The sequence below is a fragment of the Runella sp. MFBS21 genome (genome assembly GCF_029433105.1).
Lineage (GTDB): Bacteria > Bacteroidota > Bacteroidia > Cytophagales > Spirosomataceae > Runella.
Window position 1 is genome coordinate 45304 of record NZ_JARNTW010000008.1, and the last position, 18957, is coordinate 64260.

Below are 18957 nucleotides of genomic sequence, written 5' to 3' on the forward strand. Positions count from 1 at the left end.
TAGCAATGAAAAGATATTACAAATCACTGAGAATTACACTGTTCGGGATAACCCTCTTATTGGGAAGTTGCGAGTCTGATAAAAATCTGCTTACCGAAGTACCTCCTACTTTCTATACAATAGATAATGTATTTAGTACCGCCTCGCAGGTCGATCAGGTATTGGTAACCCTGTATTCTCAACTGCGTAGTATTTGGGGTAACAATGTGCTACGTGGAAACGGTACCGATATGATTGATGTTCCGAGCATCAGAAAGTCGAGCGCATTCAATGACTATGGTAATATCAGTCCTGACCGTAGCGAGTTCTATAGTATTTACAGCGGATGGTATCTGATGATTTCAAGGGCAAACCTTGCGATTCATGCGGCTAATCAACCCCAGATTCCGTGGCCTTCTGAAAGCGAAAAAGCCTATTCAATTGCTCAGGCTCGCTTTTTTCGGGCTTTTGCCTACCTGAATCTGGCAGAATTGTTCGGCGGGGTCCCAATTGTAAAGGAAATTGTCACAGAACCCAGGTATGATTTTCAACGAGCAAGTAGAGTCGACACCTATCAATTTGTCATTGATGAGTTACTGGCGATTGAAAATAACCTGCCAGAAACAACGGTTCAGGGAGGCCGTCTGGTTAGAGGAGCGGCTCAACATACATTGTCCAGAGCCTGTCTGGCTCAGGGAATACAACTGACGGCCGAAGGAAATACAGGAGCGGCACAAAAAGCTTTTAATCAATCCATTGCCTATGCCGACAAGGTAATCAATGGAGGTATTTTTGGGTTGATGAAGTCGCGTTTTGGAGCAAGAGCAAAAGAAACTTCAGTGACAATCAATGTTTACAAAAATGGGGTTACTACCAACGAAATTGTCAATAAAGTAAATTTCACCCCCAATGTATTTTGGGATTTATTTCAGGAGAGCAATGTCAATTATCAGGATGGCAACAAGGAATCTATCTGGACACTTCAAGTAGACTATGCAGCTTACCGGGCAGGCGACAATAATTCGGTTTTGCCTTATGCCCGCAATTTTGGTCCAGTGTTTCGTGATTATGCCAAAGACCATTTCACAGGTACTGCTGAGGACTTAGGCGGTCGGGGCATTGCGGGGGTCATTCCTACTTGGTATGCCCGCGACCTCATCTATGAGGGAAAATGGGCAAACGACATGCGCAACTCTGATATAGTGTTCCGACGAATTTTTATTGCCAATGTTCCTTCCTCTCCTTATTATGGTAAAGTGGTTCCGTGGGAAGTTATTTACAATGGAAGTACCAATGCCACAACCAATCAAATTAACCAGAGTCTGGTTTTTCCTATATCGTGCAAAATAGCCACCGACAAATTTACGGGTCTCGCCGATGGTGAAAATCGAAGCAATCTGTTTCGTGACGACTATTTTATTAGACTCTCTGAAACTGTTCTCCAACGTGCCGAAGCGAAGCAACGGTTGGGCGATAAAAACGGCGCGGCAGCCGATATCAATCTATTACGTGAACGGGCACAATGTAGCTATCTGGTGACTGCCGCCGATGTGGACGACCAGTTCAATCTTATCTTAGACGAACGTGCCCGTGAATTGCTCTATGAAGAGTTTCGGTGGAATACATTGCTCCGTATGGGTGGTACGATTGCGGTAGATCGCATTCGCAAATATGCTTTCTGGCCCGAAGCTAAGGTTACCTTGACTTTTAATTATAACCTCTGGCCTATTCCGAATACGGTCATTGACACAAATAAAGATGTAAAGATGGCCCAAAATGAAGGCTGGAAAGGGAGATGACCCCCTAAAAATCAACCAGCAGTCATATTCCTTACTTTGTAACGTTTTTTTTATGAATGTTTTTTCTATATCAAAAAAGAAAATTACGTACGGTATTTTTTTCCTGACGACGTTTTTGGCCAACGGCCAGCAGGTCCAGATTGTTGATTTGCGTGTCAATCACTTGCTTTACCCCCATTTAGCGGTATCAAACGGGTATATCCTGACAGGTGCTCCTCCAAAAGAGGTTATCCGTACACAGATTCACCCTAAACAACTTGTATTAGGTTGGCAACTGACAGGTGGCATTCAAGCTGCGTATCGGGTGATTGTATCATCCCAACGTGATAGTGTCGAAAAAGGTATCGGAGATATCTGGGATTCAGGTAGAATCAATTCCGGAGAATCGGTGAATGTTTTGTATCAGGGCCAACCGTTGCAACTCAGTACAGGTTATACGTGGAGGGTCATGATTTGGAACGAGAAAAATGAGTCTTCTCCCTGGTCGCCTATCAGCGAATTTTATACGGCAGATGCACAGAAAGACTATCAGACGGCCTATTATCCATTACAGAAAACAGATGAATGGCCTCGCCAAATTCATAAACTGGGCGATGTAATGCGGATTGATTTCGGGAAGGCTTGCTTTGGTCAATTACGATTTACGCTTAGCACAACCGAAGACAAGGCTTCCCTAACTGTACGACTGGGAGAAGCCATTCATGCTGACGGAAGCATCAATCGGAAGCCAAGAGGGACCATCCGATACGCCGAATACAGGATACCGCTTCAAAGAGGCCGTCATACCTATCATCTACAATTCAAAGCCGACAAACGGAATACAGGTCCGTTGGCAGTAAAGATGCCAGCTTATATAGGAGAGGTTTTGCCCTTCCGCTACGTAGAGTTAGAGGGCAAGGTTGCATCGGTGAAAGAAACCGACATTACGCGTAGCTTTGTTCATTATCCATTTGACGATTTTGCGTCCCATTTTGAAAGCTCTGACTCAACTCTAAATGCAATTTGGGGGCTATGTAAATATAGTGTGAAAGTTGTGTCATTTGCAGGGCTATACATGGACGGGGATCGAGAGCGGATTCCTTATGAGGTTGATGCGTATATCAATCAATTGAGTCATTATAACGTAGACAGTGAATATGGTATAGCCCGTCGGTCGCTGGAATACATGATTAAGCATGGTACTTGGTTTACAGACTGCATACTCTACACGGTACCAATGGCGTACAACGATTATCTTTATACAGGCGACTTAAGGATTGTTCAGCATTACTATGACGATTTGAAAGCCAAATTGCTCATTCCACTTCGTGAGCCAAACGGCCTGATGAGTACTAGTAAAGGGAAGCAGTCGAACGCCTTGAAAGAGGCTATTCATTTGACGGAAAAATCGTTAAGCGATCTTGTCGATTGGCCACACGCTGGGGGTTTTGGCACGGTTGGGAATGGTGAAACCGATGGTTTTGTATTCACAGATTATAATACCGTGGTCAATGCGATTCACTACAAGGCATTGAGAGATATGGCAAAACTGGCCAATGCGCTTGGTAAAAAAGGAGATGTCGAATGGCTCAACGGATTGGCTGATGAAACCTATCGGGCATTTCACTCATTACTCTGGGATAGCAAACGACGCATCTTCCGCGACGGAGTGGACACCGACCATGCTTCTCTACACGCTAATATGATTGCACTGGCATTTAACTTAGTCCCAGCAGAGTCGATAGAAGATGTGATGACCTTCATCCGTTCCCGTGGAATGGCGTGTGGGCCTTATGGATCACAATTACTGATGGATGCCATTTACAAAGCAGGAGATGCCGACTATGGACTCAGCTTATTAACGTCAAAATCCGAACGTAGTTGGTACAATATGATTCGTTCGGGAAGTACCGTGACGATGGAGGCATGGGACCAGAAATATAAATCCAATTTAGATTGGAACCACGCCTGGGGTACAGTCCCCGCAAACGCAATTCCCCGTAAGTTAATGGGGGTAGAGCCTTTAGAACCGGGTTGGAAATCATTCAGTATCAAACCACAAATCGGCTCACTGACATACGCTACGGTGCGACTCCCTACCATACGAGGAACTGTTGAAGTAGTATGCCGGCAAAACCAATCAAGTTACCACATGAAGTTTACGGTGCCGGGCAATACCCTTGCTAAGGTGGAATTACCTGTTGAGAAAAAAAAGAAATGGCAACTAACCATCAATGGGAAACCAGCGAAAGCCTCGGTAGAACAAGGGTGGCTTCTGTTGCCTGACTTTGCCCCAGGCAGTTACGATTTAGTCTTGCTCTATTGAAATCGGAAGGCACTGGTGCGAGCGAAGAAAACTAGCCCCTTTTCTTCCCATATTTTTCAATTGTTCGATGCCCCGGATTTTTAATTAAAGTAATGACAAATCCTGACAACACTACTTACCGTTATTGACCACACTACCCGAATCTGATTGGTGATATCGATTAAATCAATTTGTTCTAACGGCCTGAGTGATTATATACACTGACGACTTTTTTATTTATTTTTACCATTAAAATCGGTCAATCCAGCCTCTAAACCCCATTTTAGAGGCTGTTTTCAACTGCACCTGTTGGTATTGAAGGCAGGTCAAAAATTTCAATATCCTACATATAGAGTAACGAAAGAATAGTGAAACAAATCGTAAAAATTAATGAATAGATAACAGTCTCATTCACATTATAAACCTCTTCTGCGCATTTACACTGTTGTATTCTGAATAACAAATTTTCTGCACATAACTATACATAACTATATGGTGTCATGCACAAAGGTTTCAACGTAATTTAACGTGAACTGTTCAATATCTACGCAGCGATTGGGGGAGAATACGCTCTCAATCCCAATGGAAATGCTATAGTAACTTTGGGTTGTGGTTGATAAAAAGAGTAACACAGCTAGCCGCTAATGAATGTGTAAATGCATTAGTTGGATTTCGATGCCTTGTATGTTCAAGATACATTACATTTTTTTGAATACTGATGACGGTTTCAGAGTAAGTTTTGAAATTTAATTTGGTACTCTTGCCAAAATGATAGAACAAAAAGCGAGCTAAATGAAAGAGACCGAAGACGTTGCCGTTTTTTCATAATCCTTGGACAAACGGCGAAAGAAATTTTCCCATGTAACCCTTCATTTAATTTGCCAGCGACCTGTTTGCGGTACAAATACCTGCCCGCAGGGAGGTTTTTGAGAAATTTCAACGGTGTACCCACACCAGCCAGCAGCCGTAACAAACTCTCCTTTATAGGCACTATCAGCACGAATGAGTTTGAGTTCCGGGGCAGTTTTATTCAGAGTGGATAGGAGTTCAATTCCGCATACGCTATCGTGAATATGAGCCGCACAGACATAAATAGCCAAAGACAAGCCCAGAGTTATTACGCTTTATTTGTTGCCGTCAATACCAGTATCTAATGAAATTAACCTTACTTTTTAAACGCTCTGACTGTTTATTGTCCCTGCTGTGGCGTGTGACAACCCGCTCATAGGATACTAAATGTGTGATAATACTATCAAAAACAGCATTTTTCGTCCATTTACGAAAGTAATAATACAAGCTTTGCCAAGGACCATATTTCTCATCTAGTTTGACATCTCAAAATTACAACAGATGCTCTTTTTGTAAAGCAGCAAATAATCCTTCGCCGATTTCAAAACATGCTCTTAATGTTGATAGAGGGTTTGAGTCATTCAAAATAAAAAACGCACCAATTAACGTATATCACTACAACCCCTCACCTTCTTTCAAAAACACTTGATACACAATAACATATAAGGATATTTTGTACGTTTTTGGGAAAGCATTTCCCCTTTTTTATTCCAGAAAAGTCAGATAAAAAAAAAGTCCATAAAGATGGGCTCGAAAAAGAAGTGTTTGTTTGGAAAACCTATTATTAATGTCCACCTTTGTTTTACTCTGTTGCAGAGACAATAGATTTTCTATTTACAACAGCCGTTGTGTGTCTTCGCCAAAGCACTCTTTTTTTCCTGCCCTACTTCTTTAAAAATTACTTCGCAAAACGATTGCGAGGGATGTTGGATATTAAAATGTTTGGTTATGAAAAAATTTCATGTGCTATTGATTGATGATGACTTGGATGAATTTGAGTTTTTTCTGATGGCTTTAGAAAAAATCCCGTCCCTGTTTAAATGTACCTATGCAGCTTCGGGTCAAGAAGCAATCAAATTGCTGGATGAGCTGCAACCAGATTTTATCTTTGTTGATATGAACATGCCTCGCTGGAATGGCCTGGAATGTATCAAAGAGATAAAAAAACACCTCAATTGGAAAGCTGTGCCTATCATTCTCTACTCCACCTCGATAGATACCGTATTGGAAGGGAAAGCAAAGTCGTTGGGAGTAGTAAAATGTATCATAAAACCTTTAGATCCTAATTTATTGACCAGTATTCTTCAGCAAATGGCAGGCGTAGAATGTGACTTTGTTGAAACATCCATTTAAATAAAAAACGTATGGAAAAAACAGCAAAAGTGGGAATAGATGGCGTAAATTTATTGAGAGAATTGGTGGCGTATAAGGGAGAGAGTATCATAAGCAACCGCACTATTCCATTGGAAATAATCGAAGAAATGGCCATGTCGTATTATGATATAAAGCGAAGCTCTTCCAATAAATTGTATGTGTATGTCCAACTCGTAAAGTATTTTAAACAACGAGGTATGTTTTTGGGAGATTTGATAAGGATTCCTGAAATTATTTATCAACGTATCCGCCAAAATTAGATTCATTTTTACCAGAGGCTTTAGTTAAACACAGCTAAAGCCTCTGGTAAAAAATGACGTTTGGGAGGTCTATTTAACCTGGGCTTCAAATTTATTATTATCATAAATTTGCTCTTCCGAAATCTCATGAGGACAAATAGCGTTTTGTTCGGCTTCTTTGTCTTCACTATAAACCCCATAAGCATTCACCAAAAAGCCCTTCAAGCCGTTGGTTGTCTCGATGGCATAAATGATACAATTGTCCGAAGGATCCGACATTCCTTCAATGCGATGTACCTCTCGTACAAGGAGCGGAATCGCCTCAGTCTTTTCTGCTAAATTGGGACTATAGTAGTATTTTTCGGCAATCCCTATTTTATCTTTAAATTCGGCCGACGACTCTGAGCCAAAATCAAATGTATAACCCTTACTTTCCAAATTTTTCAGGATTTCTACCAATGTTTCTTCTTCCTGTGCATGTTCCATAGCTTTCCATTTTATCCTCTTCGAGGCTGTTTTTACTTGTTTTATGATTTTGCTCCGACCCCTCAAACGTCCTTTATTTAAGCTGGTATTTTAAGTTTTTTTTCACGCTGCCAAAAGCGATGATGAGCAATAGCTTTGATAAACTCGGCCCTCAAGACTTCCGACCCATCATGCACCAGCACCCCTTCTATCATCTGGGAAGCTTCTTTGTGATTGGCGGGAAGGTGTTTACCAAAATAAGTCTCTTTAAGTACCGGCAAAGAAAAAGCATCGGCCGCAATGGGTTTACAATGCTTAAAAGCTTCATTAAGAAAATGAATCGCATCTGCTTCAGCGGTCAGCGTAGCAATGCTGTTCATTCCGCCTGGTACATACACGGCATCATAAAGCACCGACGCAGCCGTCAAAAAACTTTTATCTACTTTAAGAGCTTGGTTGCTCTCCGAAACAATATATCCTAATTTGGGCGCAATTACCTCTGCCACTGCCCCTTCCGCCATCAGCCGTTCTTTCATGGCGGTAAGCTGTTTTTCATCTACGCCATCGGCGGCCAAAATAGCTATTTTACGAGTGGCAATCGAGTTTTTGGGAGTATATGCCATACTTAAGGCCTTAGATTTTTCGACTGAAGAGGTGGCCATATTGGGCTGATAAGCCATTTTATCGGCATCTGCTGGATAGCTCTGATTGAGCAAACTTTCTAATTCGTCTGGAATTGATAAACCCAAATTATAAGCCACTTTAGCGGCCAAATCATCATCTACATAGGAGAGCATCTTGAGCATTCTTTGACGAATCGCTTCTGTTTCTACTTTTCCTAGTTCAAAACTAAGCGCATCTACAATGTGGTTTTGTTCATACTCAGATTGGCTGTTGAAAAACAGAGTTGCCTGACTAAAATGGTCAAAAAAGCTTTGACTACGCCCTCGTATCTTATGTGCCTCTACTCGTTCGGGATAGCTACTAAATCCCCCTTCCTTCATTTTTGCTTGAAAAGGACAACCGCCCCCGAGGGTATTGGGGTCGTAGCTTGTCCTTCCCTGATTGATTGTTTGTCGCATATGACCATCCCGCTGATTGTTGTGAACAGGAGCAATGGAGCGGTTGATTGGGATTTCGTGAAAATTAGGACTTCCTAAGCGGGAAAGCTGGGTATCAGTATACGAAAATAACCTTCCTTGTAGCAAAGGGTCGTTGGTGAAATCAATTCCTGGCACAATATGCCCTGGATGAAAAGCGACTTGTTCGGTTTCGGCAAAGAAATTATCAGGATTTCGATTCAAAACAAGCTTTCCGATACGCTGTACGGGTACTAGCTCTTCGGGGATGATTTTTGTGGGATCCAGCAAATCAAAACCAAAAGAATGTTCGTCTTCTTCTGCCACTATTTGTACTCCTAATTCCCACTCTGGGAAGTGCCCCATTTCGATGGCTTCCCACAAATCACGCCGGTGAAAATCGGGGTCTTTGCCCGAAATTTTCTGCGCTTCGTCCCAACATACCGAATGTACGCCCAGCAAGGGTTTCCAGTGAAATTTCACAAAATGAGATTCGCCGGCCTTATTGATAAATCGAAAAGTATGTACCCCAAAACCTTCCATCATTCTCAAACTACGCGGGATAGCGCGATCGCTCATAACCCACATAATCATGTGCATACTTTCGGGCATCAAAGAAATAAAATCCCAAAAAGTATCATGCGCTGAAGCTGCTTGGGGCATTTCGTGGTGTGGCTCTGGCTTGACGGCATGAATCAAATCGGGAAACTTAATGGCATCTTGAATAAAAAACACGGGGATATTGTTTCCTACCAAATCATAAATGCCTTCTTCGGTGTAAAACTTAACCGCAAAACCTCTGACATCTCGCGCCAAATCGGTAGAGCCTCTTGAACCTGCTACTGTCGAAAATCGAACAAATACGGGGGTTTTTTGGTCGGGATTTTGCAAAAAAGCCGCTTTAGTGAATCTGGCCATCGACTCATACACCTGAAAATACCCATGAGCACCTTCTCCGCGCGCATGTACCACGCGCTCAGGAATGCGTTCATGGTCGAAATGAGTGATTTTTTCGCGCAAAATAAAATCTTCAAGTAGCGACGGCCCCCTTTCTCCTGCTTTTAGGGAGTTTTGATTATCATTGATTTTTACCCCTTGGTTGGTGGTTAAAAATTTATCTTGACCATTTTCTTTATTGTTGGCAAGGTCTTGCTGTTTAGCGTCTGTCTGTTTTTTCATTGTTGTGGAAATTGGGGTGAATAGCCTAAGTTAGTTGCTCGCTTCCTCATTGATGGCACTTTCTGCAATGGCTGAGAGTTTTTTGTCGGCTACTTTTTCTTCTTCCAACGTTTCACTTAACAAGCGAGCCGCTTCATTCTCCCCTAAGGTTTTGGCGAAAGACACAAGTGTACCATAAGAAGCTATTTCATAATGCTCTACCTTCTGGCTAGAAGCAATAATACCCGCATCTCGCACCACACCTTCTTTGGTTTTGTTCATTGTCTCTTGCCCTTCTTTAATTAATCCCTCAATGGCTTCACATTTTTTGGCTTCGGCCTTCAATCCTATTACCTCAAATACTTCATCAAGGCGCTTTACATGCCCTTCTGTAACCGACAAGTGTTCTTTAATAGCCTCTACCAACACACCCGAAACAGCTTTATCAGCCATTTTAGGAAGGGCTTTGGTGAGGGCTTTTTCGGCATAATAGATGTCTTTCAGACTGTCTTCAAACAATTCACGTAGTCCAGTGGCGATTTCTGATTTTGAGGAAGTTGCTTTCATGGTTCTAAAAAATTTATGGTTGTTTTTGGGTAGTAGCGTCCTAAAATATTGTTCCACCGACCCATGTATTCCTCAACAACTTGGGTATGCCGCCTCATTTGTGATCCTATAAAGAGAGATTTCTCTAAAGAGAAATATTTTGCTATCCTCTGTCGAATTTTAGGGTTGTAGAAGTGTTGCCACATCGGGCATCTCCCACCCCAAAACACTTCAACTAGTAACCTCATTATCAATGGAATACTTTTTTTAGACATTCCTAAACGTATACTACTATCATCTGAATCTATTCGGCAATTCAATCAATTAAAAAAATGGAAACAGTGAATGTCATTTCTTCTTCCTTAAAGTCAATAGGCTATGAAGGCACTACCTTAGAAATAGAGTTTCTTAATGGTTCGCGGTATCGCTATTATCAGGTACCTCTACATGTATATCAAGGATTTTTAAATGCCGACTCCTACGGTCATTTTTTTAATAAATATATCGTAAGCAGCTATCGCTCAAGGAGAATGAGCAACCTCGCTGATAATACATGTACACAAACTAAATAAGTAAAACAGGATTTTAATCTCAGGAATAGCAATGAATACCATCAATCTCTCACAAAATCTTGACCCGGGTTTGACAGAAGAAATGCCGGTCACGATTACATATATACGAAAAACTTATGCAGGCTCTCAAAAACTACACAATAAGGTAGCACTTATTACGGGAGGCGATAGTGGAATTGGGAAAGCTGTAGCCATCCATTTTGCACGCGAAGGAGCTGATATTGCCATCCTTTATCATCCTATCGAAGAAGAAGATGCGCAAGCCACTAGCCAACTTATAGAAAAAGAAAATCGTCAATGCTTACTGATTAGCGGAGATTTAATGGACCACACCACGCCCGCCAAAGCCATTGACACTGTTTTAGAACATTTTGGTAAAATTGACATCCTTGTCAATAATGCCGCTGTCCAAAAGCCCTGCGATGATTTTACAAAAATCCCCGATCAACAATGGGAAGATACATTTGAAGTCAATGTATTTGCTATTTTTCGCTTGACTCGCGAAGCAATCAAACGCATGAAACCAGGAAGTAGTATTATCAACACGGCTTCGGTAGTAGCCTATCAGGGCAATGGCTTTCTGATTGATTATTCGGCTACTAAGGGAGCTATTATCAGCTTTACGCGCTCATTATCGGGCAGTATCATAGGCAAAGGGATTCGGGTAAATGCGGTAGCCCCTGGGCCTATTCTGACGCCTTTGGTTGTCTCTACTTTTCCTGACCAAAACCTAGAAGACTTTGGTAAAGATACCCCTATGCAACGAGGCGGGCAGCCCTGTGAAGTTGCTCCAGCCTATGTATTTTTAGCTTCCGAAGACAGCTCTTACATGACAGGGCAAGTTTTGCATCCCAACGGAGGCTCTATCATCAATGCCTAATATACACAGTCCTATGCTGTCGCTGTTTGTAAAAAGCCGATCAATGCCCTACAAACAGCGACAGCCTAGAAATCACTACCTATTCTTCTGACTTATTTTTAAGACTCATCAGCAAGGTATAGGTGCCTTTTATTACAAAATCTTGATTGGGTTTTTCAGGCAAAAGTAGTTCTGTAAACCCATTTTCGGTATTTCCTATTTTTACTTCTTTCATTTCAAATTCACTGTCAGTCTTTCGGATAAAAGCGTATTGTTTGCCTTCGTAGCGTACAATGGCGTCTTCGGGCAATACGTAAGCGTTGTTGTTTTTGACCTCCACCTCGGCATTCATATAGGTGCCGGGAATGAGCGCTTTATCATAATTTTTAAAATGGCACTGCACTTCTGTGGCTCGATCGGCGGTAAGGTCTTTTCCAATCATAATAATTTCGGAAATATATTTTTTATCCGGGCGGTTGTTGGTAAACGTCATGATTTTTTGTCCAATAAAGAGCTTATCTACATCTTTTTCAAACACTTTCAACGCCAAGTGAATATCCGTCGGGTTGATGAGTTCAAACATTACTTCGGTTGGTGAGACGTATTTGCCGATGTTGCTGTTGATTTTGGACACATAACCGCTGATGGGCGAATAGATATTTACCGTGCGTGAAATAGTATTTTCGCTCAATCTTTCAGGATTAATCCCTACTAATTTCAATTTTTCGGCCAACGCACTCAACAAAACACGCTGTCCTCTGAATTCGGCTTCCGATTGCTGATAGACCTTATCGCTGCTGGCCTTGCTTTGGTTCAGGTCTTTTTGACGCAGGTACTCGTTTTCCAGAAAACTGATTCTAGATTTGGCGGTCAAATAATCCTGCTGCAACTGAATGTATTGCTGGTCTTCCATAACGGCCAACAATTGCCCTTTGCGCACATTCATACCCACCAACAAATCGGTGTTTTTCAAATATCCCCCCATCGGTACGCTGATAGAAATCACGTTTTGGGGAGGTACTTCTATTTTACCGTTGACCTTCAGTACCGAAGCAATTTGCTTTTGCTCTAAAGGCGCCGTCACGATTCCCGCATTTTTGCTCTGAACCGCAGTGAGTTTTACTGTATTCTCGTTGACTGTGGCCGCTACTGTTTGTTCTTCGGTCGTTTTGCTGCCGCAAGCGGTCAATAAACTAAGTATTACAATGATGATGAATGTATTTTTCATGGGGTTTTTCTATTTGGTGTTGAAATAATTGAGTTGAATAACGGCCTCATTTAGGTTCCTAATAGCCTCTACATAATCGTTTCTGACGGTAGTGGCTTGGTTCACCAATTGCACCCACTCAAGGTAATTGATGTTTCCGGCAAACAATTGTTGATTGGCCGTAGTCGTAATCAAACGGGCATTGGCCAAGGCCGTACTTTCAAAATAAGCGACCGTTTGAGCAAATTTATCGTACTGATTTTGAACAGCTTTATACTCCGTATCCAACGATTGCATACCCACCAAATAATTACTTTCGGCCACGAGTTGCAGTACTTTAGCGCTGTTGATTTGGGCTTTTTGCGCGGACGTAAAAATCGGAATCCCAACGCCCACCTGCATCGACTGAAATCGGTGCAGGCCCGAATAGGTTTTATTGTCGGCTCCCACTCCTCGGATGCTGCCGTTATTGTACATCACCGAAAGATTAGGCAACAGTCGGGTCTTTTCTACCTCTACTGAGGCGGCCGCTATGGCTTGTTGCTGTTTCAATAATTGCATCAATGGATGCTCGTTTAATGACAGCTCAGCCACAGTTTTAGCGAGTTTGAAGTTGTTGGTCGAAGGAGAAAAAATGGCGGAGGTATTGAGCAATAACTGAAATTGCAACTGCATCACATCCATATCCTGCAAAAGCTGATTGAGTTGCGTCTTAATTTGTCCCAGTTGGGTTTCGGCAGTGGCTTTTTCTAGTACGTTGCTTTCCCCTTTCGATAAGCGCAACTCGGCTCTTTTGAAAAAATCGGTATAAAGGGTATCGGCAAATTGCAGTAATTCTCGCTTTTGTTGTAGATACACCAGACCATAAAAGACTTGAGTCACTTGTTTTTTGAGCAACATTTCTCGAACATTGACCGCCAAAAGGCTACGTTTCCATTCTTCATTCAACAGATTTTTTTGGGCGGTATAGACTTTTGGAAAACTGAACCCCTGCCCAATTCCAATTTTTGAATCCACATAGGCGCTATTGATTTGCCCAATTTCGAGCGAAGCACTGGCCTGTGGCAAATTCTTGGCCGTTTTCAGCAAAGTCTGTTGATAAACAGCAAGGAGCTTTTCATTTTTTACCGACAGGTTGTTTTTCAGGGCTGTATCAATGGCCGCCTGCAAGCTAATGGGGGTTTGAGCTTGGGTACTATTTCCCAAAAATCCTAAAAACAGAAGCATCGCCGCCGTTGCTGTTGTGGAAGGTTTACTGCCCACTTTTTCAAACACCATGTACAAAACGGGCAGCACAAACAAGGTCAAAAACGTAGCAATCAGCAGTCCGCCAATGACAACCGTCGCCAGGGGACGTTGTACTTCCGCGCCCGCACCGTTACTGACAGCCATCGGCAAAAAGCCCAACGAAGCTACAAAAGCCGTCATCAATACAGGACGCAGACGTACTTTTGTGCCGTTCAAAACAATGTCTTTCACATCCGACAAACCGCTTGCTTTGAGGCGATTAAACTCCGCAATCAATACAATCCCGTTTAAGACCGCTACACCAAACAAAGCAATAAAACCCACTCCGGCACTGATACTGAAGGGCATACCTCGGAGGGCCAGAAACAAAATACCACCAATGGCCGACAGCGGAATGGCAGAGTAAATCAGTAAGCCCTGCTTGACCGAATGGAAAGCAAAAAAGAGCAGTAAAAATATCAATATCAGCGATACAGGTACGGCAATCATCAGACGTGCTTTGGCCGCATTTAGGTTCTCAAACGCCCCGCCATAGGTCACATAATAGCCCGCCGGAAAGCGAAGTTGCTTTTCGACTTTGCCTTGCAATTCGGTCACAATACTTTGCACATCGCGACCTCGGACGTTAAAACCAACGACAATACGGCGTTTGGCATCTTCGCGTTGGATTTGATTGGGGCCTTCTTTGATTTGAACATCAGCCAATTGGTAGAGTGGAATTTGTGTACCCTGCGGCGTGGGAATCAAGAGGTTTTGAACGGCTGTCAGGTCCTTTTTTTGCTCACCGCCGAGGCGTACCACCAAATCAAAGCGTTTTTCGCCTTCAAACACCATTCCACTGCTTTGTCCAGCAAAGGCCGTATTGACTACCCGGTTGATGTCGGCGATATTGAGGTTATATTGGGCAATGGCATTACGATTGTACTGAATAATAATTTGGGGCATTCCCGACACCGACTCTACGTACAGATTTTTGGCTCCTTCTACGGCATTGATAAGTCCGCCTAGCTGATGTGCATAAGCGGCCAATGTATCCAAATCTTCTCCAAAGATTTTACAAACCACATCTTGTCTTGCGCCCGTCATCAATTCATTGAACCGCATCTGAACGGGATACTGAAACCCTGTTGTTATGCCTGGTACTTCGGCCAAAGCGGTGCCCATTTTCTCGGCCAATTCATTAAAAGTTTTTGCCGATGTCCACTCGCTTTTATCTTTCAAAATCACCATCATATCGCCAGCTTCCATGGGCATAGGGTCAGTAGGAACCTCGCCACTGCCTATTTTGGTCACCACTTTTTCCACTTCAGGAAAACGGCTTTTGAGAATATGGGCGGCTTTTTGGGTGTTGGCAATGGTCGTCGTTAAGTTACTTCCCGTCAGCACCCGCGTATCAACGGCAAAATCACCTTCCTCTAGTGCAGGAATAAATTCACCGCCCAAGGTCGAAAATATAAAAAGGGCAATTGCGAAAAGCGAAAGCGTAGCGATCAACACCATTTTAGGAAAATCAATGACTTTGGAGAGTGCATTCTGATAGGCGCCTTCTACTTTAGCCATGAGCCTATCTGAAAAGTTGAGATCATGTTTGATTTTCTTACTCAGAAACACCGAACTCATCATAGGGATGTAAATCAAAGACAAAATAAAGGCTCCCAGCAACGCAAACGCCACCGTCTGTGCCATAGGTTTAAACATTTTTCCTTCGATACCCTGTAGCGTAAAAATGGGAAGATAGACTACCAAAATGATAATTTGACCAAATACAGCGCTATTCATCATCTTGCCTGCTGATTGGTTCACCTCAGCATCCATTTGGGATTGGCTAAGGTGGGATATGTCGCTAAACTTTTTATTATGAGAAAGTTGGTGCATCACTGCCTCCACAATAATCACCGCACCATCCACAATCAACCCAAAATCCAGCGCCCCCAAACTCATCAAATTGCCGCTGACACCGAAGAGATTCATCATAATAATGGCAAACAACATCGCCAACGGAATCACCGAAGCTACCAACAGCCCCGCACGAACATTGCCCAAAAATAGTACCAACACAAAAATGACAATCAATGCCCCTTCCAAGAGGTTTTTCTCTACGGTGCCGATAGCGTTGTTCACCATTTTGGTGCGATCCAAAAATGCCTCAATTACGACGCCTTCGGGCAGGGTTTTCTGAATTTGGGCAATGCGTTCTTTCACCGCTTTAATGACCTCGCTGCTGTTGGAGCCTTTCAGCATCATCACTACTGCACCAGCCACTTCGCCTTGGTCATTGTAGGTCATGGCTCCAAAACGAGTGGCAAAACCGATTTTTACGTCGGCCACGTCCCCAATGAAGAGAGGCGTACCCCCGCTGAGGCTTTTAATAGAGATGTTTTTGATGTCGTCTGTCCCCCCTACCAAGCCTTCACTTCGGATGTATAAAACAGTCGCTCCTTTTTCGATGTAAGAGCCACCCGTATTTTGATTGTTGTTTTCGAGGGCTTTGAATACATCATTAATCGTGATATTGTTGGCCTGTAATTTAGCCGGGTCCACTTCAATGGAATATTGTTTGAGTTTGCCCCCAAAACTGCTGACCTCGGCTACCCCTTTTACGCCCAATAGTTGCCTGCGTACTATCCAATCCTGAATGGTGCGCAAGTCGGTTTCATTGTATTTGCCTTCGTAACCTTTTTTAGGACGGACTACGTATTGATAAATTTCGCCCAAACCCGTCGTAACAGGCCCTAATTCAGGCACCCCTACCCCTTGAGGAATAGCGGATTGTACCTTTTGCAAACGTTCTGCCACTTGCTGACGCACCCAATAAATATCGGTTTCGTCGTCAAAAACAATGGTTACAAGCGATAACCCAAACCGAGAAAAGCTACGAATTTCATGCATTCCTGGTATGTTACTGTTGGCCTGCTCAATAGGAAACGTAACCAAGCGCTCTATATCAGTAGCTCCAAAAGAGGGAGCAATGGTAATCACCTGAACTTGATTATTGGTAATATCAGGAACGGCATCGATGGGTAATTTAGTAACTTCATAAGTGCCGTAGCCAAGCAGAGCAATGACCAACAGCCCAATGATGAGTTTATTCCTGACGGAAAACTCAATGATTGAATTTAGCATGGAAATAATATTTAATGAAATGACACTATATCCTCATCAAACATGATGAAGACTTGAAAATGAGCTAAATAGCTCGTTCAGAAGCAATTCATTAAACAAATTGGGGCGGCTGCCAAATAGAGTTCAAATGCGCCGAAAGAAGATGAGAATCCGAATAAAAAGACGGTTTTTCTTTTGATAGAATCACCACCTGCGGAGGCAGGGGGCTAAAAGTCAGAAACAAATAAATGGGTGCCTGAAACGAACCGCAATTATCGTGCGACTGAAAAGGGAGCTGATTGTCCCGCTCAGCATCACCGTCATCAGCATGATTGACGAGATAGTGATGATGGATAAATTGAAAAAATGAGATAGAAGGATTTTTTTGCTGATGTTCCTGAAAATGCATCACAAGTACCGGCAGCTTCAGCAACTGATTGAATTCAGTGGCTGAAAAGAGGTAAATGATTAGCAAAAATCTAGGAAGAAACATTTTCACGAATTTATGGAGCAAAAGTAGCACATATTTTATTAAAATTAGGCCTAAAATTCCACTTCTTTATGCTGGATTGCTTTATATAGTTTCTTTCTAAAAAAACATTCAATACCGCAATGTTATTGCCGCCACTGACATCATTAAACAGTTTCCAGACTTTGCTACGCGCCGTCTGCTAGGATAGCAAGTTGATATAATGTTGTAAAAACGTTTACAAACAACCGCCTGAGAATAATTTTTTGTCTTAATTTTAGTGAATCAAACAAAACCTGTGACCCGCGCTGGATTTTAAACGCGCTTATTTTTTAATCATTTTCAATAATCCTGCTTTGATGGGCGGAGCAGTGGCCGCTGTCACACCTAGCTTGAGTAGAATTTCTTTGGAAATATCAACCGCCTGCGCTCCCGCAAAAAGGACAATAGGCCAACTATCCTCCGCCCGTAAATCAGACCTGAAGATATAAGCATACTTATTTTCTTGACCATAGTCTGCAATCACTCCCTTTACTTTTTCTTCAATCACCGCAAACTTCTTTTGGTAAGTTAATTGCAAATCTTTTTCAGAATTTGATTGAAATTCTTGAATCGATTGCTGTAAGTTAACCAATTCTGTTTCCTTATCTTTGAGGATAAGAGGTGCCACTTGTCCTTTGGGCAACTTCTGATAGGCATCCAATTTTTGTTGGTATTGAGCATACTTTTCTTTCAACACTTCTTGATACTTCGCAGAACTTCCCTCAATCTCTTTTCTTAAAAGCTGATATTCAGGAAAATTGTCATAAACAAATTGCTGATCAATATAACCTAGCTTTAGAATTTGTCCCATCACCTGAGTTTGAGAACAACTCATTAAAGCTATCAACAAAACGATAAGATTCTTCATTATTATGATTTAGTTTTTTGAGGTGCTATTGGCAGGTGTCACGAAGCGCACCGGCGAAGTAGGCAAAGTAGCTGGGTATCTATAATTGCTGTAGGTTTTAGAATCTTGCTTCGGTTTGTCTAGAATAGTATCCAAAGTAGGTCTTAGATGCAAATACGTTTTTCTAAAATTTGACATAGAAGCAACGCTCGGTGCATACGTCTCTTTGAGGGTGTCTTGAGGCGTTTCTGTATTTTGTAAAACTAACTCACGTTTTAGTCTCTTTCTTTTCTTTTGAGCAGGCTTTTTTACCGCTAAAGGAGTTATGTCCTTTTGTTTTGGAAGCTCTTTTTGTGGCTCTTTCTCAGGGTCTATAGATGCAGAAAGGTCTTTTAGTTTGGACAATTGCTCTTTTCCTGAAGTCGTTAACACTACCAGGGCCACCAGAGGGATTATGACCAAATATTTTGGCAATTGCCAAATTGAGGTTCTCTTTTTGTAAAGCATGTGGATTCTGTTTTTGAGAAATGAAGAATGATAGAATTGATTCGCAATGGACTCGACGAAAGCTCGTTGAGCATAAGATACCAAAAAAGCGGCATACGATTCTCTATTAGGAGCCTGCTTGTCAGCCAAATACTCATGCACTTCCTGAATCGAAAACTTGTAGAGCCAAAGCACAGGATTGAACCAAAAGAATGCCTTCAGTATTTCGATAAACAAAACATCAATACTATGCCACTGCTTGATATGGACCGATTCATGATGCAGAATTGTCTCAAAGCAATGCTCATAATCCTGATGCGAAATCACTAACCATTTAAAAAATGAAAAAGAAC

General features: G+C 42.2%; 14 protein-coding genes. 6 read left to right on the plus strand and 8 right to left on the minus strand.

The window, feature by feature from the left end:
• Positions 1–5: 5 nt before the first annotated feature.
• The 4 genes from P1X15_RS16850 to P1X15_RS16865 all read left to right on the plus strand — a co-directional run bounded on the left by P1X15_RS16850 (position 6) and on the right by P1X15_RS16865 (position 6545).
• On the plus strand, positions 6–1778 hold the full coding sequence (locus P1X15_RS16850; protein ID WP_277339302.1) for a RagB/SusD family nutrient uptake outer membrane protein: 1773 nt from the start codon (positions 6–8) through the stop codon (positions 1776–1778).
• 52 nt (positions 1779–1830) lie between these two features.
• On the plus strand, positions 1831–4083 hold the full coding sequence (locus P1X15_RS16855) for an alpha-L-rhamnosidase C-terminal domain-containing protein (RefSeq protein ID WP_277339303.1): 2253 nt from the start codon (positions 1831–1833) through the stop codon (positions 4081–4083).
• A 1776-nt stretch (positions 4084–5859) separates the two neighbouring features.
• On the plus strand, positions 5860–6264 hold the full coding sequence (locus tag P1X15_RS16860) for a response regulator (protein WP_277339304.1): 405 nt from the start codon (positions 5860–5862) through the stop codon (positions 6262–6264).
• A gap of 11 nt (positions 6265–6275) precedes the next feature.
• Positions 6276–6545: a hypothetical protein gene (locus P1X15_RS16865; protein ID WP_277339305.1), complete on the plus strand. Its 270-nt coding sequence runs from the start codon at positions 6276–6278 to the stop codon at positions 6543–6545.
• Positions 6546–6614: 69 nt separating this feature from the next.
• On the opposite strand, the gene P1X15_RS16870 is transcribed toward P1X15_RS16865, so the two are convergent.
• The 3 genes from P1X15_RS16870 to P1X15_RS16880 form a co-directional block, all read right to left on the minus strand.
• Complete coding sequence (locus P1X15_RS16870) at positions 6615–7010, minus strand: hypothetical protein (protein ID WP_277339306.1); 396 nt, start codon at positions 7008–7010, stop codon at positions 6615–6617.
• 77 nt (positions 7011–7087) lie between these two features.
• The gene (gene katE, locus P1X15_RS16875) at positions 7088–9247 is read right to left on the minus strand and encodes a catalase HPII (RefSeq protein ID WP_277339307.1); all 2160 of its coding nucleotides are present in this window, start codon (positions 9245–9247) and stop codon (positions 7088–7090) included.
• A 30-nt stretch (positions 9248–9277) separates the two neighbouring features.
• Positions 9278–9793 carry a ferritin-like domain-containing protein gene (locus P1X15_RS16880; protein WP_277339308.1) on the minus strand — a complete coding sequence of 172 codons (516 nt, stop codon included), beginning with the start codon at positions 9791–9793 and terminating at the stop codon, positions 9278–9280.
• Positions 9794–10104: 311 nt separating this feature from the next.
• Between P1X15_RS16880 and P1X15_RS16885 the strand changes: the two genes are divergently transcribed.
• Positions 10105–10344 carry a KTSC domain-containing protein gene (locus P1X15_RS16885; protein ID WP_277339309.1) on the plus strand — a complete coding sequence of 80 codons (240 nt, stop codon included), beginning with the start codon at positions 10105–10107 and terminating at the stop codon, positions 10342–10344.
• A gap of 31 nt (positions 10345–10375) precedes the next feature.
• Positions 10376–11224, plus strand: coding sequence for an SDR family oxidoreductase (locus P1X15_RS16890; protein ID WP_277339310.1), 849 nt, complete (start codon positions 10376–10378; stop codon positions 11222–11224).
• A 79-nt stretch (positions 11225–11303) separates the two neighbouring features.
• Here the strand turns inward: P1X15_RS16890 and P1X15_RS16895 are convergent, their stop codons facing one another.
• From P1X15_RS16895 to P1X15_RS16915, 5 genes are all read right to left on the minus strand, one after another.
• Entirely contained in the window at positions 11304–12431 is a 1128-nt protein-coding gene (locus P1X15_RS16895; protein WP_277339311.1) for an efflux RND transporter periplasmic adaptor subunit, read from the minus strand.
• A 9-nt stretch (positions 12432–12440) separates the two neighbouring features.
• Positions 12441–16781 (minus strand): CusA/CzcA family heavy metal efflux RND transporter, encoded by a 4341-nt coding sequence (locus P1X15_RS16900; RefSeq protein WP_277339312.1) that lies wholly within the window; start codon positions 16779–16781, stop codon positions 12441–12443.
• Positions 16782–16872: 91 nt separating this feature from the next.
• On the minus strand, positions 16873–17253 hold the full coding sequence (locus P1X15_RS16905; RefSeq protein ID WP_277339313.1) for a hypothetical protein: 381 nt from the start codon (positions 17251–17253) through the stop codon (positions 16873–16875).
• A 301-nt stretch (positions 17254–17554) separates the two neighbouring features.
• Positions 17555–18139: an OmpH family outer membrane protein gene (locus tag P1X15_RS16910; protein WP_277339314.1), complete on the minus strand. Its 585-nt coding sequence runs from the start codon at positions 18137–18139 to the stop codon at positions 17555–17557.
• Between the two features lie 9 nt (positions 18140–18148).
• Entirely contained in the window at positions 18149–18931 is a 783-nt protein-coding gene (locus tag P1X15_RS16915) for a M56 family metallopeptidase (protein ID WP_277339315.1), read from the minus strand.
• Positions 18932–18957: the final 26 nt, after the last annotated feature.

Bases quoted from the DNA above. Each gene is read 5' to 3' on its own strand.
- P1X15_RS16910 (WP_277339314.1), bottom strand. From the start codon at position 18,139: ATGAAGAATCTTATCGTTTTGTTGATAGCTTTAATGAGTTGTTCTCAA.
- P1X15_RS16905 (WP_277339313.1), bottom strand. From the start codon at position 17,253: ATGTTTCTTCCTAGATTTTTGCTAATCATTTACCTCTTTTCAGCCACT.
- P1X15_RS16890 (WP_277339310.1), top strand. From the start codon at position 10,376: ATGAATACCATCAATCTCTCACAAAATCTTGACCCGGGTTTGACAGAA.
- P1X15_RS16870 (WP_277339306.1), bottom strand. From the start codon at position 7,010: ATGGAACATGCACAGGAAGAAGAAACATTGGTAGAAATCCTGAAAAAT.
- P1X15_RS16865 (WP_277339305.1), top strand. From the start codon at position 6,276: ATGGAAAAAACAGCAAAAGTGGGAATAGATGGCGTAAATTTATTGAGA.
- P1X15_RS16855 (WP_277339303.1), top strand. From the start codon at position 1,831: ATGAATGTTTTTTCTATATCAAAAAAGAAAATTACGTACGGTATTTTT.
- P1X15_RS16885 (WP_277339309.1), top strand. From the start codon at position 10,105: ATGGAAACAGTGAATGTCATTTCTTCTTCCTTAAAGTCAATAGGCTAT.
- P1X15_RS16850 (WP_277339302.1), top strand. From the start codon at position 6: ATGAAAAGATATTACAAATCACTGAGAATTACACTGTTCGGGATAACC.
- P1X15_RS16900 (WP_277339312.1), bottom strand. From the start codon at position 16,781: ATGCTAAATTCAATCATTGAGTTTTCCGTCAGGAATAAACTCATCATT.
- katE (WP_277339307.1), bottom strand. From the start codon at position 9,247: ATGAAAAAACAGACAGACGCTAAACAGCAAGACCTTGCCAACAATAAA.
- P1X15_RS16880 (WP_277339308.1), bottom strand. From the start codon at position 9,793: ATGAAAGCAACTTCCTCAAAATCAGAAATCGCCACTGGACTACGTGAA.
- P1X15_RS16860 (WP_277339304.1), top strand. From the start codon at position 5,860: ATGAAAAAATTTCATGTGCTATTGATTGATGATGACTTGGATGAATTT.
- P1X15_RS16895 (WP_277339311.1), bottom strand. From the start codon at position 12,431: ATGAAAAATACATTCATCATCATTGTAATACTTAGTTTATTGACCGCT.